Annotated in this window: 12 protein-coding genes and 1 tRNA gene; 11 read left to right on the plus strand and 2 right to left on the minus strand. The window is 56.0% G+C overall.

The genetic code is table 11. The features are described 5' to 3' along the window. The first annotated feature begins 150 nt into the window (after positions 1-150). From BLS11_RS05245 to BLS11_RS05280, 8 genes are all read left to right on the plus strand, one after another. Positions 151-1,509, plus strand: coding sequence for a putative ATP-dependent zinc protease (locus BLS11_RS05245; RefSeq protein WP_092533951.1), 1,359 nt, complete (start codon positions 151-153; stop codon positions 1,507-1,509). Between the two features lie 93 nt (positions 1,510-1,602). Beyond that, positions 1,603-2,184: a DNA-3-methyladenine glycosylase family protein gene (locus BLS11_RS05250; RefSeq protein ID WP_092533954.1), complete on the plus strand. Its 582-nt coding sequence runs from the start codon at positions 1,603-1,605 to the stop codon at positions 2,182-2,184. A gap of 18 nt (positions 2,185-2,202) precedes the next feature. Next, on the plus strand, positions 2,203-2,973 hold the full coding sequence (locus tag BLS11_RS05255) for an acetoacetate decarboxylase family protein (protein WP_092533957.1): 771 nt from the start codon (positions 2,203-2,205) through the stop codon (positions 2,971-2,973). A 144-nt stretch (positions 2,974-3,117) separates the two neighbouring features. After that, complete coding sequence (locus tag BLS11_RS05260) at positions 3,118-5,097, plus strand: 3-hydroxyacyl-CoA dehydrogenase/enoyl-CoA hydratase family protein (RefSeq protein WP_092533960.1); 1,980 nt, start codon at positions 3,118-3,120, stop codon at positions 5,095-5,097. Positions 5,098-5,166: 69 nt separating this feature from the next. Then, positions 5,167-5,241, plus strand: a tRNA-Glu gene (locus BLS11_RS05265). 150 nt (positions 5,242-5,391) lie between these two features. After that, positions 5,392-6,504: a tyrosine-type recombinase/integrase gene (locus BLS11_RS05270; protein WP_092533963.1), complete on the plus strand. Its 1,113-nt coding sequence runs from the start codon at positions 5,392-5,394 to the stop codon at positions 6,502-6,504. 4 nt (positions 6,505-6,508) lie between these two features. After that, entirely contained in the window at positions 6,509-6,847 is a 339-nt protein-coding gene (locus tag BLS11_RS05275) for a hypothetical protein (RefSeq protein ID WP_092533966.1), read from the plus strand. A 137-nt stretch (positions 6,848-6,984) separates the two neighbouring features. After that, on the plus strand, positions 6,985-7,344 hold the full coding sequence (locus BLS11_RS05280; RefSeq protein ID WP_092533969.1) for a DUF8216 family protein: 360 nt from the start codon (positions 6,985-6,987) through the stop codon (positions 7,342-7,344). Between the two features lie 1,079 nt (positions 7,345-8,423). Here BLS11_RS05280 and BLS11_RS05285 read toward each other — a convergent pair. Together BLS11_RS05285 and BLS11_RS05290 are read right to left on the minus strand one after the other, a co-directional pair. Further along, positions 8,424-8,678, minus strand: coding sequence for a hypothetical protein (locus BLS11_RS05285; protein ID WP_092533971.1), 255 nt, complete (start codon positions 8,676-8,678; stop codon positions 8,424-8,426). Between the two features lie 42 nt (positions 8,679-8,720). After that, positions 8,721-12,602 carry an Eco57I restriction-modification methylase domain-containing protein gene (locus BLS11_RS05290; RefSeq protein WP_092533973.1) on the minus strand — a complete coding sequence of 1,294 codons (3,882 nt, stop codon included), beginning with the start codon at positions 12,600-12,602 and terminating at the stop codon, positions 8,721-8,723. Positions 12,603-13,326: 724 nt separating this feature from the next. Between BLS11_RS05290 and BLS11_RS05295 the strand changes: the two genes are divergently transcribed. The 3 genes from BLS11_RS05295 (at position 13,327) to BLS11_RS18995 (ending at position 16,487) form a co-directional block, all read left to right on the plus strand. After that, the gene (locus BLS11_RS05295; RefSeq protein ID WP_114936178.1) at positions 13,327-14,487 is read left to right on the plus strand and encodes a hypothetical protein; all 1,161 of its coding nucleotides are present in this window, start codon (positions 13,327-13,329) and stop codon (positions 14,485-14,487) included. A gap of 50 nt (positions 14,488-14,537) precedes the next feature. Further along, positions 14,538-15,074 (plus strand): hypothetical protein, encoded by a 537-nt coding sequence (locus BLS11_RS19290; RefSeq protein WP_092533979.1) that lies wholly within the window; start codon positions 14,538-14,540, stop codon positions 15,072-15,074. Between the two features lie 261 nt (positions 15,075-15,335). Then, the gene (locus BLS11_RS18995) at positions 15,336-16,487 is read left to right on the plus strand and encodes a hypothetical protein (protein WP_139172772.1); all 1,152 of its coding nucleotides are present in this window, start codon (positions 15,336-15,338) and stop codon (positions 16,485-16,487) included. Positions 16,488-16,853: the final 366 nt, after the last annotated feature.

Below are 16,853 nucleotides of genomic sequence, written 5' to 3' on the forward strand. Positions count from 1 at the left end.
CCCGGTCTCCGGGTGGACGGTACATAACGCTCCCGCACCGAGCGTCGGCGTCGCGCCCCTCCGAGTTCGCGGTCCGACGACGTGCGTCTCTCTCGCCGACGGTCCACCCAGCCGGCATGCCTTTGAAACAGCGGAATGTTACTGGCGAGTATGTCTACGGACGGCGACGAAGTCCGAGTGGGTGTACTCTCTCTGCACAACAGCAAGGAGACGAAGGCGATACTCAACGCGGTCGACGACCTCGGCCACGAGGGGTTGTGGCTCAGGCAGGAGAACACGGCGATAAGCATCGAGGACGGCGAGGTGACTATCGAGCCCGACGTGGACATCATCGCGAACCGCCTCCTCCTCTCGAACACGGAGGAACCCGCGGAACTTCTCGGCCTCGCGACGACGTTCGAGCGGATCCGTCCGATGCTGAACGAACCGGCGAACGTGCTGACGGCGATTCACAAGTTCGCGACGGCGGCGACGCTGGCGAACTGGAACATCAAGGTGCCCGACGCCTTGCTGGCGCTCTCGAACGAGAGGTTGAACGCCGGCCGCGAACGGTTCGGCGACGTCGGCGTCTACAAGAGCGCAATCGGCACCCACGGCGGCGGCACGTGGAAGGTGGACCTCACCGAGACGGTCAACCCGAAGGTGGGCAACAGGCAGGCGTTCCTGCAGGACCTCATCGAACGCGACGCGGACAAGCACCGCGACCTGCGCGTCTACATCGTCGACGGGCGGATAATCGGCGCGATGTACCGCTACGCCCCCGACGGCGACTGGCGGACGAACGTCGCCCTCGGCGGCGACGTCCTCGACGCGACCGACGAGATGCCGAAGGAGGCCCGCGACACCGCCCTGTACGCCGCGGAGGTGATGGACCTCGACTACGTGGGCGTCGACCTCGTCGAGGGCGAGGAGGGGTGGTTCGTCCTCGAAGTGAACCCGACGGCCGGATTCAAGGGACTCCACAAGGCGACCGGGAGGAGTCCCGCCCCGTACATCGCAAAGACCGCGATCGAACGGGTGGGCGGCGAAGTCGACGACGAACGCGTCGAGGAACTCACCGCCACCCTCGACGACTCGCGCCCCGCCAGCATGCCCCGGGTGGACCCCTCCACCGACGAGGAGACGCCGACGATAGGCTACATCGAGGAGGTGATCGTCTCGGGGACGAGCGGTTCGAAGCAGACGATGGCGAAGTCCGACACCGGCGCGACCCGGACGAGCATCGACACGTCGCTGGCTGCTGAAATCGGTGCGGGGCCGATAAAGAGCATGACGCGCGTGCGGTCGGGAAGCAACAAGTCCGGGAAGGCCCGTCCCGTCGTGGACCTCGTCATCGGTATCGGCGGAACCCAACACACCGTGACCGCCAGCGTCGAAGACCGCTCGCACATGGACTTCCCGCTACTCCTCGGGCGGGACATCCTCGAACACTACCGCGTGGACGTGCGCCGCCGCGCCGACTCCGGTTCGAAGGACGACGACGAACGCGAAGAGGAGTACTTGGAGTAGACGCCCGCCGGTCGCGACACCGCAGGACCCTCGACGGCGACGCTCGCGGGGTGAACGGCATTTACGTCTGCGCGACGTACGGGCCGTCACCACATGCAGACGACACCGTGGAAACAGACACTCCTCGACGACCCCGTGATGGCGGACCTCGTTCGGCGGCACGGAAACGTCGAACTCGTCCCCGCGGAGGACGAGTTCGAACGCCTCTGCGTCGCTATCATCAACCAACAACTCTCGACTGCCTCGGCGAAGGCCATCCGAAAGCGCGTCTTCGCCCTCCTCGGCGACGTGACGCCGGCCACCATCCTCGCGGCCGACACCGACGAACTCCGGGAGGCCGGCCTCTCCCGGACGAAAGTCGAGTACCTGCGCAACGCCGCGGAGGCGTTCCGCGAACGCGACTTCACCCGCGAAGCCCTCGCGGAGTACACGGACGAGGAGGTCATCGACGCCCTCACCGAAATCAAGGGCATCGGCGAGTGGTCCGCGCACATGTACCTCATCTTCACGCTCGGTCGGGAGGACGTCCTCCCGTTGGGCGATTTGGCGGTCCGGCGCGGCATCGAGGAACTGTACGGCGCCGCGGACCGAGCCGAGATGCGCGAAATCGCCGAGTCGTGGCGTCCGTACCGGTCGTACGGGACGCTCTACGTCTGGGAGCACTACGAGAGTTAACGCGGTGAGTCTCCTCGCGTGACCCACCCGAACTCGCCGACCGGCGGGTCGGGCGACGGACCGGGCGAACGGTCGGTCACGCTCTCGACGGGCGAAACCGTCTCGCTCCCCCTCTCGACCGAGGGAACGTTTCTCGGGGCGGTGTTCTCGGCGCGCCGCGACGGAGTCGGAGCGCTCCTGCCGGCGGGACTCGAACCGATTCGGGTCGCGCCCCGCCGCGCCGCGGTGACGTTTCTGAGCGCGTCGTACCGCCGCGTCGGCGACGGAACGATAGCGCCGTACGACGAGTTCGCGGTCGTCGTTCCGGCGGTCCACGACCCGACTGCGGTCCCCGTCGCGTCGCTACTGCGGCGCGGCGCGAGCGGGTACGTCTGGTTTCTGCCGGTGACGACCGACCCGGCCAGAGCGCTCGGAACCGACGTGTGGGGCTTTCCGAAAGTCGTCGCGGACGTCACCCACGAGGACGACGCGTCCCGGCGGCGGACGACCGTCTCCGCGGACGGCGAACGCGTCCTCGCGTTCGAGGTGAAGCGACCGCGGGCGATTCGCCGGCGGGAGTCCGGATACGCCTACTCGGTCGCGGGCGGACGACTGCTCCGCGCGCCCGTCGACGTGGACGGCGACGTCGGCATCTGGCCGTACACGGGCGCGGCGTCCGTCGAGTTCGGCGACCACCCGCGGGCGAGACGGCTTCGCTCGCTCGATATCGGCCGCCGGGCCCTCGCGCGGTTCGCGGTCGACGGAGAAGTCGTCTTCGCCGCCGGCGACCCCGTCGAACCGACGCGGTGACGCGCCGAAAGCGTCGCGTCGAACGATTCGACGGACAGCGATTCCCTCCCGAGCAGTTTCAGGAAAAACGATTAATGAACTCACTACGAGTTTTCTTTTTACCCGAGGGAAACGTTGAAACCCCGAGCAAGAGAGGATACGAGCATGGAGATAGACGACGTCAACAGTATCACGGTTCTCGGCGCGGGGAGCATGGGACACGGTATCGCCGAAGTCGCGGCGCTTGCGGGGTACGCCGTCAACCTCCGAGACATCAAGGAGGAGTTCGTCCAGAAGGGGTACGACCAGATAGAGTGGAGTCTCGGCAAGTTGGCCGAGAAAGAGCGGATATCCGAGTCGGACGCCGACGCCGCCCTCGAACGCGTCACGACGTACGTCGACCTCGCCGAGTCCGTCGCCGACGCCGACGTCGTCATCGAAGCGGTACCGGAGAAGATGGAGATAAAGAAGGACGTGTACACGGAGTTGGAGGCGGCCGCCCCCGACAGGACGGTGTTCGCGACCAACACTTCCAGCCTCTCGGTCACCGAACTCGCGGAGGTGACGGACCGCCCCGAGCAGTTCTGCGGGATGCACTTCTTCAACCCGCCGGTGCGGATGCAACTCGTCGAGGTCATCTCCGGGGCGGAGACGGCCGACGAGACGATGGACCTGATAGCCGACTTGGCCGAGGAGATGGGGAAGACGCCCGTGCGCGTCCACAAGGACAGTCCGGGGTTCATCGTCAACCGCATCCTCGTCCCGCAGATGAACGAGGCGGCGTGGATAGTCGAGTCCGGCGACGCCACCGTCGCCGAGGTGGACTCGACGACGAAGTACGGCATCGGCCTCCCGATGGGCACGTTCGAACTCGCCGACCAAGTGGGAATCGACGTGGGCTATCACGTCCTCGACTACATGCAGGAGGTTCTCGGCGACGCCTACGAACCGTGCCCCCTCCTCGAAGAGAAGGTCGAAGCCGAAGAACTCGGGAAGAAGACCGGGAAGGGGTTCTACGACTACGAGGGCGGCGAGGGCGCGCAGATTCCCTCCGACGAGGTGCGCGAGGACGTCGAGGACCGCCTGCTGGCCGTGATGGCGAACGAAGTCGCCGGACTCGTCCAGAACGACGTCGCCGACGTGGACGCCATCGACCGCGCCGTGATGCTCGGCGCGGGGTTCCCGGACGGCCCGTCGAAGATGGCCGACGGCGCGGGCCTCGACTCGTTGGTCGAGACGCTGGACGAACTCCACGAGGAGACGGGCGCGGCGCGGTACGAGGCGGTCGAACTGCTCCGCGAACTCGGCGAGTCCGGCGAGGGGTTCCGCGAGGGAGACGCCGTCGAGGGGTCCGGAGAACACGACTACGAGACGCTCTCGGTCGAAATCCGCGACAGCGTGGGCCACGTCGAACTCGACCGCCCCCACCGGATGAACACCGTCAGCGAGGAACTGCTGGACGAACTCTCGGTCGCCATCGACGCGTTGGACGACGACGACGAGGTTCGCGCCATCCTCCTGTCGGGCGCGGGCGACCGGGCGTTCTCCGCCGGCGCGGACGTGCAGTCGATGGCAAGCGGCGGCGGCCAACCCGTCGCCGCCGCCGAACTCTCCCGGAAGGGTCAACGGACGTTCGGGAAACTCGAACAGAGCGACAAGCCCGTCCTCGCGGCCATCGACGGCTACTGCCTCGGCGGCGGGATGGAACTGGCCACCTGCGCGGACCTCCGCATCGCCTCCGAGCGGTCGGAACTCGGCCAACCGGAGCACAACCTCGGCCTGCTTCCGGGGTGGGGCGGCACCGTCCGCCTCCAACGTATCGTCGGCGCGGGCCGCGCGAAGGAGATAATCTTCACCGCAGAACGCTACGACGCGGAGACGATGCGCGAGTACGGCTTCCTCAACGAAGTCGTCGATAACGACGAACTCGACGACCGGGCGTGGGAACTGGCCCGCGACCTCGCCTCCGGCCCGCCCATCGCCCAGCGATACACCAAGCGCGCGATGCGGAGCGGATGGGAGAACGCCGACGCCGGCCTCGAAGTCGAATCGCAGGCGTTCGGCCTCCTCTACAACACCGACGACCTGATGGAGGGCGTCACGGCGTTCATGGGCGACCGCGAACCCGAGTTCGAGGGCAAGTAAGAGGTTCACACCCTCGGCGAGCCCGGAACGGAATCTTTAAACAATTCTGCGAATGACGAAAGAGTGCAGGCTCGGTTGGTGTAGTCCGGCCAATCATCTTGGCCTTTCGAGCCGAGGACAGGGGTTCAAATCCCCTACCGAGCATCTCAGGGCTTCTACCGCCTGTTTTCAGCCGTGGAGTGACAAAACCATGTTCACCCCACAGGCCAATTCGATTCGACGTAACAGCCACCCCACCGCCGTACAGCGGTTAGCGTTTCTATCAGGCTCAGTTCACGAGACGGGAGTATCTCGATGAGCCTCGAACCCGAAGATTTCCCGCTCGTGACCGACAAGAGCCGGGAACTGCTGAAGGAAAAGCAGGTCGTCGACTACGAGGCTCACCGCATCGAGTTCGTGCGCTGGCTCATTCATCTCGGAAAGAACCCCGACCTCGCTGAAGGCTACGGACGCGATACTATCCGAGCGACGGCCTACCGTACTGACCAGTTCGCACGGCAGGTGTGGACGGAACAGGAGGACGGCTACACGGCTTCGTTCACCCACGACCACGCCGACGCATACATGACCGAACTCCTGTACTCGGACAACTCGGCCACCCACAAGGCGAACACGCAGAAGGCTCTCAAACGATTGTTCAAATGGCGCGCGCACGAGAAGAACGGCCAACTGTGGGAACCGGAGCGGACGTTCAGTAACATGAGTAGTGATACTGGCCCGCGAGAGTTCCTAACCATCGAAGAGCGGAAGCAGATTCGAGAAGCGGCGTTGGACTACGGCTCTATCCCCTCGTACAGTAGCGTCTCTACTGAGGACCGAGACGCGTGGAAGGCCCACCTCGCACAACGGTTCGGAAAGCCGAAGTCCGAGGTCACACCCGAGGATTGGGACCGCGCGAACAGTTGGAAGTTCACCTCGATGACGTGGGCGAGTCTCGATTGCGGGCTTCGACCCATCGAGGTCGAGCGCGCGAAGGTATCTTGGGTCGATGTAGAGAACAGCGTACTCCGTATCCCGAAGGAAGACTCCGCGAAGAACGAGGGAAACTGGGTTGTCGCCCTCTCCGACCGTACTGCTGACGCTCTCGAACGGTGGTTGGGTGAGCGAGAACAGTACGAGAAGTACGACAATACCGATACTCTGTGGTTGACCCGAGAGGGGAACCCGTATCAGACTCAGAGTCTCCGCCGACTACTCGTGAAACTCTGCGAGATAGCCGGTATTCCGACGGAGAGCCGGAAGATGAGTTGGTACGCACTTCGGCATTCGACGGGAACAGCGATGACCCACGAACGTGACCTCGCGGCGGCAAAGGCACAGTTGCGACACAAGAGCGAACAGACGACGATGAAGTACGACCAAGCGCCCGTTGAGGACCGACGAGAAGCGCTTGACCGGATGGGATAACCCAATGAGCGACGAATACATTCACGACCCTGAGCGAGTCGACGAGATAATCAAGGCGTACCGAGAGGCTAAGGATACAGGCAAGCACGGGGCGGCAGATAAACTCGAACAGATGCTCCTCGGAGTAACGCTTGCTCACGCAGAGAAGATGCTTCCCGATGGGACTCGTCTGGACGAACTCTCCGATGACGAACTCATCGAGCGGTGGATTGACTGTCAGAATGAGGGACGGGAGTCTGTCTCACTCCCCGTTCGTCGCAAGATAGGTGACGAGGTTGATTCACGAGGACTCTACTCTCAGGTAGCAGTGGAAGCCAGCAAGGAACAGGACTCGTCTGACTGACTGCGAACCCGGAGGCTCATTACAGGTATCCCCTCCTCAGATTTCGCAGACGGAATATCACCAGTACGGATAAATACAATCGGGAGAGACTGTCAATCTCCATTATTTTTTAGTTCTTTACGTTCATATATGGGGTAATGGCCGCGCCCTCCCTAACCGATGGTATACGTCGTACTATCGAAGAGTTAGCCATCCCGTCAGTCGTCCTCCTCGGTATCGTTATCGTACTCAGGACTACGTATGGCCCCCAAGAAGCAGGCTTCGCGTATCTTGCGCTTTCCGCACTTCCGCTTCTCGGAATCTATACGTCCGCGAGATACTGGAACTCGTGGTATGCGTTCGGCTTCGTCGTAGTAGGCTTCGTCTTTTGGGCGGGCCTACCAAGCGTCGGCCAGTATTTCGTCCCCTCTGCCTTCGTACAGGCCAGTCGGGTCCTCGAACTCTTATTCCTTCTCGGAGTGGGTTGGATGCTCAAGAGCAAGGTGGACTGGCTCTAACTGCCCATCTAACCACATACCCGGGAAGTTCAGAGCCGATACTGACGAATTACTCGGGGAGTTTTTTCGTCTTTCTCTCACACGGCCAGTAGAGCGAGTCGTCAGATAGTTCCGTAGAGTAACACTTGTCGGATTCCGTCGCATCGAGGGGTGGACCCCTTACCGACTGCTTCGGTCGTTGGACCTCCGTCTTCGCTAAGTGTGTCCGAAAGCCTCGATGCGTTTGACCGCTCGGGATTCCTATTCGGCGTAGGGCGGTTCACAGACGCTCCGAAGACAACCTCGCTGCCGCCTGGTCGCAACTCCGACACCGTCGAGACGCTTTGGACCGGATGGGATGAATTAACCGAGATAACAGGAGGGAACTCGGTCCTCAACGGCACTTCTCTGATTCTCGGTTCATCGAGCGAAAAATCTCGTAGTTCAATTTCCTCAATTCCAATTTACCGGCAAACGCGCGCGAAAACTATAATTTCTATTATATATGCACACCTATGTCAAAAAATGGAATTCTGAATACCAATATACCCCCCATACATGCATATAATAGAATACTTATATGTTTTTTAACTGTTACTTAGTATATAAGGGGAGACCCCCCTATATGTACCGTCTACCATTAATAATAGTAAGGGGAAACACAACGCGGGGCATTGAACAAACAGTATCAACAGAGTTGTTCAACGCATCGAGGCGGGAAACAACCAGTTTATCTTTGAAGTGGACTCTTCGATTCAACCAGAAGGATACCCGCCTCGATGCATTGAACCGCTTCGGTCAAAACAGAGGATTACCAGAAGAATTGGAGAATCAGGCGAGAGTCCCGGTGGGTTTGTCATAGGTAGTCCATTCTGAATTATCCTGAGCCACAGTTCCAGAGTTCGGAGCGTCGATGCGTTGGACCACCTAAATCAGTATTCCTCGGTCAATTCTGCCAAATAATTCCCCCTTCGTAAGCAGTCCCCTGTTGGTGTCTCCCCAGACACCGCAGGGGATTTTTTGCATTGAGAGGAGTCACTCCGGTATCCAAGTCCCCGGTTTCGTAGGGGCAGACCATCCTCCATTTCTTTATTGAGACGTCAGTACGGCTGTTCGCCAGCAGGCGTCAGATACCGCTGGTTTTCCCAATCGTCGTCAGCGAGAATCCACTCGCCGTCGTCGATTAGTTCTTCGAACTCCTCTCGGTCGTATTCGAACTCCATCCCCGGAGACGGACCACCAAGGCGAACGCGGTCCCCATCGACGCTAAGTTCGTAGAACATCGGTTCGTCTTCTGACTGTGGGCCAAGAGCGCCCTCCCAATCCCCAATCTCCACGTTCGATGTATCGGACATGAGAAGGACTTCACCGGGGTTGCTAAAAGTCAGTTCGGTTAGTCAGAATACTTCGAGATAGTCCTCGATGACCTGCCGTTCGTCTTCAGTTAGGTCGAACAAGTCGTACACCACTTCGTCTATCTCTGCTTCAAGCGCTTCGATGCTCGTCTCCTCTACGGTCTGCTCGTCGCCTTCCAACGCCTCGATGAGTTGTTTCACGTCTTCGGTACGCTTCGGGATGGGGATATTCTGCTCTTCCCCCTTCTTCATATTCCGTCCATCGACGGCGGCATGAACATACTTCGCTCGGAGTTTTCTGTCGTCGCGGTCTCCTTTGTCCATCTGTGGTGCGGTAATTTCGTCAGAACGTCCGGCGGTCACTGCGAAGCGACCGTCAGCGAGTTCCTGAATGTCGGCGTTCACCGGGTAGCGGCGAGTCTGCCATTGGTAGTCGATGTAACCAAGTTCTCCGTCGAAGTCACCGAGGTAGGCTTCCGGGAATCGGTTAGTCTTGCCTCTGATGTCAATTGTATCTGCGACCTTCCCGGCTTTTTTTCGGAGTTTGGGGAAGGCAGACCCCTGGTTATCAACGATGCAGGGGATGGGGTTCACATATTGGGCTCTGTATTCGTAATAGCCTCCAGCCTTAACGGTTGAAATATGCTTGAAATAGAACTCAAGTGGGTTTGAATTAAGTTGAGATGCAATCTCTTCCGTAATATCCTGATATTTTTCAGTTAGAAGTGCCGCATATGCGGTCTTGAAATACCACGTGCCTTTCTCATCCAACATGAACGACGGTTCATCAGTAATATGTGCAAATATTGTCTTCGGTTGTTCAAACTTTTCCAGATTCCGTGGGTATGCGAATTCCCACCATTCGTTACTATCCTCCCAACGTCCTCCTTGCCGACTCCGTAATTCGTCCTCGTGCGCTTTGAAATAATCCCATGTCAATGGGTAATTATTTTCCAGGGTACTCTTGGAGATGAGTTGGTCTCCTCGACTTCCTTCATCAAGGGATAGATACGGGAGGATAACATGATTCCCGGACCATTCACATCTCCACCGTTGTACATCACTTCCACTGAGCCACGGTCGAAGCAGGTCGGTTTCTATCTGAAATTCCTCGTCTCCACCACTTGGTCTGACTGTTACTGTTTCCCCAGAATCTTCTGATAGAATCTGATGCGCATTTAACACATCAACCACATATACCGTATTTGCGCCTGTGGTAGGGCCGGGGAATATCGCTTCTGTCACTTCTGACATAGTTGCGTCACCAATTGATTCCAGTTTGTCGAAGATTGACTGTTCTTCAGGGGGCATGAGTGCCCAATAGTCTGGAGTAAGATTCCTCTGAGTTGCGTCGAAAACATCTATAAATTCGTCGCTGTATCCAGGCTCTCCTCTGTGTTCCCGTACAGACTTGACGATTTCCTCATCCATCTGATTGCCCTGGTCATCTTCTATCGCTGGACGTGCCCGTACACACCTCACCTGATTACTGGAACGTGATTTTTCGTGGCTTTCAGACTGAAGAATCACAATTGCAGGGTAATTTGTTGCGTCAGAGAACAGACCTGAATCCCTGAAATCGTATACTTCATCAATCACCGTATTTTCCAGAATTTCCCTACGAACTCCTCTCCCGTAATCCGTGACCATGAACTGGTTGGGGGTGATGAAACCAAGTCTTCCTGAGTCATCAGTTAACCAGTCAATCCCTCTCTCGTAAAATGGACAGTAGAGGTCAAACTGACCGGAGGCTGAGGAGTATAACTCCTTGAGGTAATCCTTCTGAGTTCCCGGTATCTTTTGTATATCAACGTATGGAGGATTCCCGACGACGTACTCGTACTCCATATAGTTCTTGACGACGAGCGACAGAACCGTGTCCTCGAATATCTTGAACAGTCGACCGTCGCCGTGTTCGGTGCGGAGGTAACGCACCGTTTCGAGAATCTCCTCCAAGTAGGGTACGAAGAACTCTTCGATGCCGTCGTACTCTCTTGTAGTGTACCGTTCGATGCCTTGTTTCAGACCACCGTTATACACCCATTGCCCTTCGTGGAGATACCACTTTGCGACATCGAGAACACCCTGAAGAGCCGCGAAATACTCTCCGAAGTTCTGAACACCGGTGTTCAGCCGGATGTTTTTGAACAGTGGCATCCGAACTCTTTGTACCAGGAACCCGTCTTCGTACTCTGATTCATCGACCTCGTCCTCGTCTACTTCGACCGGTAAGGGAACAGGAATACGAACGTCCTGACTGTCTTCGGTCATTGCGTCGAACGTCATCTGAGCCGAACCGTCGTCACCGAGGTCGATGCCGCTCAGTTCCCGCTCGTTTCGAAGTGAGTCAGTTCGGAAGATTGGGAGACGCCTGATAGTGAAGTCCCCGTTGCTCTGCTTAGCCTCGCGATACTTGGGAAGGATAGCGACCATGAACCGAATCTGTGCCATCAGAACGGCGAAGGGGTGAATGTCGAGGCCAACAATGTGAGGGCGAGTACACAGTTCCGTCAGGTGCGTCTCCCAGTCAGGGTCGTCATTGTACCGTTCAACGTCCTCGATGTATCGTTCGACCGCTTCAACGAGGAACGTCCCTGAGCCGCAGGATGGGTCGATGAGCCGTTCATCGTGGATACTCATGTCGTACCCCACACCGTCCATGATGTAGTCCACGACCTCCTGTGGCGTGTAGAACTCCCCCAGAGCCTTCCGAGTCTCGGGGTCGAAGTACCGCTGATACAAGTCTCCGAGCGGGTCACCTTCGACGGCGGAGAAGTCGAACTTCAAAACGGAGAAGATAACCTGAGCGACGGAACGGCTGAACCGTTCGCGAGTCGCAGGGGAGACACGACTAACTTCAGTCCCCTCTTTCGCCACGTCCTTGAAGCGGTTGTACGGGTTCTTGTGGAGGCTTGCTGTCTCCTCTGCGTACCCGTCGCTCCACCAAATGAAGATGTCGTCCTCGAATAGACTCTCGACGAGTTGGTTCCGCATATCCTCAATCATTCCATTCGCCGCGATGGGATACGCGTCGAGGCTAATAGTCCCATCAAAGCCACCGAGTTCCGTGAAGTACCGTTGGAGTCCTCTCTCATCAGGGAAGAACTCGTGGTCGAGGGACGCTTTAGCCAAGAGTAGACGGGCGAGAAGTGCGTGTCCACTTTCAAGAGCGAACATGAAGTCACGAAGTTCCTTTTTACCCCCGTCGATGAACTCGTCCCACGAATCGGGAACCTCGTCCGGTTCAGATGCGTAACTGGCTTCCCAGAAGTCGTATGCTCCCTTCACGAACTTCGCTTCTTCTTCGTCACGGAGTTCGTGGAGGAGGTCAACCATCGAAGTAACGAGGTTGGCGAAGGGACTGTCTGGTTCGAGACGGAACGTATCAAAGAAGTGTTCGCGACCGAGTTCACCTGAGAGTTCCACTTCATCGAGGCTGTTGAGATAGTCGTTGACGCTCGATGGGTTGGTAATGTCCCATTCCGGCTTCTTGAGTGCCGCTTCGAGGTCAGCAGCGTGGCTGTCTGTTGCTTCGGTTAGAGAGACAGTGAGTATTTGGGAGTGATTCTCCGGAGTATAGAGCCGAAGTTCTTCACCATTAGTCAGAACGCCGTAGTCAGCCTTCAGTTCGTCAACGTAGTGGAACAGTTGGTCCTCTTGTGCTGTGCCGAGTTGCTTGCCCGAGGTCTTGAACTCGTAGATAGCCGTCACGGATTCATTCGCATCGAGGGTGACGTAGTCCGGACGTTTGCTGTCGGGGAGAGTCCACTCACTTCGCAGGTCATGTCCCGCCCCGGAGTATCCGAGTATCTCGTAGAAGTCCTCATTGAGGAACGCATTCTCAACGTCCTTCTCGCTCATCCCCTCGTCGATGCGCTCCCCAATCCCGTGGAGGGCTTCGAGGAGAGCCGACGTATCTGCCATACGATGCCTCTTACTCGTCTCCTTGAAAAACTATCTTGTCAACCGAACTGCAGATGATTCGACAATTGACGTATTTTCTATGTTCAACACACGTGCGCAGCGCGCGCTCTGCTGTGCTGTTACTGTGTAGTTGCTGTGCTGTACTACTTCCCACGAGAATTCTATCCCCCGCATACTACCCTGAGAATTACAGGCCTCGATGCATTGAACCGTTCAGATTCTACCGCACTGGTTATAATTCTCTTGTGAACATCCAGAATATGAGCCAAATTGGATATGCGGTCAGAGATTCAGTACCAATATCGCATGAGAGTCCACAGCAGGCTGGCAGTAGCGTTTGAATTATATTCGAGTGGGGAACATCATCTCAATTAAGAAGTTCTCTCTGAGATGCCTTGCGTATCTTCTGTGAGACACGGCAGATTTAGTGAAAATCACCGCCATAGGCTCGTCAATTGTCGAAACAAGTTAGAACATTCAGACCTCCGCCAACGCGCACAGTTGGTAAGCCGCCGCGAGAAATTTCCAGTTTTCAGCGCAATTCGGGTTGCTGAAACGTCGGAAATGAGCAGTTAGGGGAAACACAGGAACAACGCGCATGGAAGCAAGATATGGTACCACTCCCCCGTGTCGTTGCAGAACTTCTTTTACGCTTCCTAACCAGTTAGAAGGATAGGAAGTATCTGTGAATTGGTTGTCCAGAAGACAAACGGTTTGTGTTGTAATGGCAGTCCTGATTCCTCTTGCTGGATGCGGCTCTGCTGTGACAGCAGGCGGGTCATCGGAACCAACAGAACAACCAACTCCCGAACCGACCCCCGTTCCAACAGCGACCTCTACGCCGACGTCTACTCCTACACCACTTTCCGAGGGTAACAGTACATCGACGCAGGAACTCTCCCTTGAGACTCTTGCAGAGGAGGAAGGCGTCGATGCAGTAGGTCTCAACGAATCCACCAAGAGGCGTGTCAGGGGCGTTCTCGCTAATTTCTCTGAGAACCTCCCTGAGAACGAGAGCGAGCGGAGAGATGCTCTTCTCGCAACCGCCGATGAGACGTGCCGGATGAGTCGGCAGAACTTCACAGAGAGCGTCAACGTCAGTCAGGTAGAGAACGATAGCAAAGAAGCGAAGAAACTCGCTCGGCGTCTCTCCTACTCTTCACAGATAGTCAACGAACGGTTCACCGACGACGTGCCTGTTTCTAACTTCAAGCGTCTTCGTGAGGGGACCGACAAAGCGACGAAGTACGTTCCTGTTCTTGGGAGCGTTAACCGATTCTTCGAGGCTTCCTGCGCCGCCTCGATGAATCCGAACAGCGAAGAAAAACTCCGGGACTTTCAGGTCGCCGCCATGATGGTCGGTGTTGACCTTGTATTGGCGTACTCGGGAGTCGGATACAGTCCTGCGTTCAAGGGTACGCGGTTCGTGATGAACAAGGGCAGTCAGGTTGGCCTGTATCGGCTACGGTATGTCTGTGGAAACCGCTGTTGGGGGCTTGCGTGGAGCGAGACGCATTGGATAATTCGAGGAGAAATGGTTAGTGGAATTCACGACACCGCCAAGTTCGCCGCTAATAGTGGCTTGACTCTCACGGGGGAGGACATTACGTATCTCGCTGAACGACAGGGACTGAATAAATCGCAGATGGTTGAATTAGCCTCCCGGCTTCAGAAGGATGGAATTGAGTGGGGAACTGACCTGTTCGATGGCGTTGAGGGCTGTCTCTCCGAGGTCAACGTCTCTGACGCTTCAAAGGACCCGGAAAAGGCAGTAGACGATGCGAAGGATGCAGTAGGTAGTTTCCTTGGTGGTTCAGAGAACAAGTCAGAGACGACGGAGAGTTCCTGTAGAGGAGATATAGAACAGAACTCCCTCGATGCATAGAAAATCCCCTGTTGGGATACTTATTTGTTATTTCGAGGTGATATGTGTATATGGTTGCCTTGTCCCCCGGCGACGAGTTAGAGGTCACTATCGACCGAGAGAGTAAGAGTGGGAACTGTATCGCTGAGCCGGAGGGGACGACGAAACACGTTAATCTCGGTGAAGTAGATTATCGAGAGGACGACGTCGTGAAAGTCAGAATAACCGATAAGAAACACGGCAACTACTACGCCGACGTTATCAAAACGGTATCTCGGACGAGGAAACTCGAAAAAGAGCAGTCAGTCGGTAAGACCCGCTCAATGAGTTCAGCCACGGAAACGGTACACGACAGAGACTTCGACCCGAGGACTCACGGGGCACCCGAAATAAGCAGGTCCGAACCAAAGGATTACGAGTGCCGGGAGGACGATGAAGAAGACCAACCTAAGAAGCGTTCATCCAAACCGGATATGGATTCTCTTGCAACGATAGCAGAGAACTGTGAGGATTCCTTCACGGAGACGCAGGAAAAACAAGCGCGGGTTGTCATCCGAAAACGAAGATGGGGTATGCAAGCCCCCTTCGATGTGTCGAAGAAGCCGTAGTCAGCTACAGGCACGAATATCTGCCTTCAAATTGGTAGAACCGAGTGGGAATGGTTAATTTATTCACTTGAGATATTCCTACAATATCACCACCACGAATCATGAGGGAGTTGAAGATTCTCTCCCATCATTTCAGGTTTGACAGAGGGTATTAGATACGTTGTAGGCCACCTACGCGATGGACCCTCATTGTGGTATTTCCATGCCGAATGATTAGCGTGACACATTTTTAATACCGCTCGTCTAAGATGTCATATCGGTATGAGTTTTTATTTCGAGGAGAAAATTTTCGACGACCTCCCGAGCAATAAGGAGCAAATGGTTGGGTATATTGAGAAGCTGTATAGGTTCATTGAGGAGGGACACTTTAACGAAAGCAGTCCCGAATTTATCTACTATCTCTCTGTTCCTACTGCTGGCGTGTCCGTGAATCTAATACAATCTAACGAAATGAACACAAATATTAAAGAGGAAAATATCCGTTATGCCGCGTTCATCTCACTTACTGTCAACCAGGCTGCACAAGTAGGTAAATGGGAAAGTTACAACGAATACAAACACCAGTTTGAGGAACGAGACCTATTTCCGTACTTCGAATGTTGGTACCATCTCGAAACTCGGTTTGGAAATAGTGTGGAAGAGAACATCTCAACGTCAATCCTTCAGGGCGTTGAGGCCATTAAGCGCTGTTCAGACAATTTCTATGTCCTCTACCAATTTGCGGAAGCAGTTCGGATAGGGATTGAAGAGATTGACGACTGGCAGGTAATCAGGGACGGAACATCATTAGAGAAAAGGGAGTTACTCAAGCGAGCAGTAGATGAGATTACACACGCTATCAAACTCTATCCAACTAAGTCATCTGTTCCCGACGATGATGAACCGCCCGATAACCGTTCACCGTATGTCTCAGTTAGTATGTGTTATTCAGTATTAGCACAACTCAGAGCATTCAAGAGTGATTTCTCTGCTGCAAACGAAGCCTTAGTACGTGCAAGAGAGACCTACGCTGAAGCCTGGGCGCTGATGGATGCCGAAAAACTACGACATATATCTCTTAAAGTAGATTCCTTACAGATAGAACATGATGTTGACGACGCAACTTCTCAGATTGATGAAGTTCAGAAGGATTTAGAACAAACCGTAAACCGATTCCGGTCAGATATAATCCAATATATTGCGTTCTTTGCTGGAGTAATTTCTATTGCTGTCGTCTCTGCTCAGACCTCTCAGGCAGCGACCTCATTTCAAGTAGCAGCAAAGTTAATATTGGTGTTCTCAGGCGGTCTGATGGTCGCTTTCAGCGCTTTCGGTCTCCTTCTCCCTTACAGATTGGACCAAGACTACCTCTGTAGGTTCCTGGGCTTGATTGTCCTTGGTGGGTTACTTATTGGGACCGGAGTTCTATTGTAATAGTCTCCCGGGATATAATCCTCTCGACCCCCATTGATTACCTGGTGTAGTTTCCAAATAGATGAGAATCAAAATACAGACAGAGGAATACCCAACCTTGTATGAGCCTTACTTGGCTATTAACCGAACAACCGGGTTTTATATATATATTCAACTATTAGAGTGTAGTGTCCACGTCTGAAACAAACCCGATTTCGGGTGTTTGGTGGTACTCAACGCGCCTTGGCGCGTGCCAATCATCTTGGCCTTTCGAGCCGAGGACAGGGGTTCAAATCCCCTACCGAGCATTTCTCTCGAAACAAACTCCCGAGCAGCGCGTCTCGTCGCGCTGCGACGGCTGTGTGGAGTGGATGCGCAACAGGGGAT

Source organism: Halopelagius longus (assembly GCF_900100875.1).
GTDB lineage: Archaea > Halobacteriota > Halobacteria > Halobacteriales > Haloferacaceae > Halopelagius > Halopelagius longus.

Bases quoted from the DNA above. Each gene is read 5' to 3' on its own strand.
- BLS11_RS05290 (WP_092533973.1), bottom strand. From the start codon at position 12,602: ATGGCAGATACGTCGGCTCTCCTCGAAGCCCTCCACGGGATTGGGGAG.
- BLS11_RS05285 (WP_092533971.1), bottom strand. From the start codon at position 8,678: ATGTCCGATACATCGAACGTGGAGATTGGGGATTGGGAGGGCGCTCTT.
- BLS11_RS19290 (WP_092533979.1), top strand. From the start codon at position 14,538: ATGGTTGCCTTGTCCCCCGGCGACGAGTTAGAGGTCACTATCGACCGA.
- BLS11_RS05270 (WP_092533963.1), top strand. From the start codon at position 5,392: ATGAGCCTCGAACCCGAAGATTTCCCGCTCGTGACCGACAAGAGCCGG.
- BLS11_RS05250 (WP_092533954.1), top strand. From the start codon at position 1,603: ATGCAGACGACACCGTGGAAACAGACACTCCTCGACGACCCCGTGATG.
- BLS11_RS05280 (WP_092533969.1), top strand. From the start codon at position 6,985: ATGGCCGCGCCCTCCCTAACCGATGGTATACGTCGTACTATCGAAGAG.
- BLS11_RS05260 (WP_092533960.1), top strand. From the start codon at position 3,118: ATGGAGATAGACGACGTCAACAGTATCACGGTTCTCGGCGCGGGGAGC.
- BLS11_RS05275 (WP_092533966.1), top strand. From the start codon at position 6,509: ATGAGCGACGAATACATTCACGACCCTGAGCGAGTCGACGAGATAATC.
- BLS11_RS05295 (WP_114936178.1), top strand. From the start codon at position 13,327: ATGGCAGTCCTGATTCCTCTTGCTGGATGCGGCTCTGCTGTGACAGCA.
- BLS11_RS05245 (WP_092533951.1), top strand. From the start codon at position 151: ATGTCTACGGACGGCGACGAAGTCCGAGTGGGTGTACTCTCTCTGCAC.
- BLS11_RS18995 (WP_139172772.1), top strand. From the start codon at position 15,336: ATGAGTTTTTATTTCGAGGAGAAAATTTTCGACGACCTCCCGAGCAAT.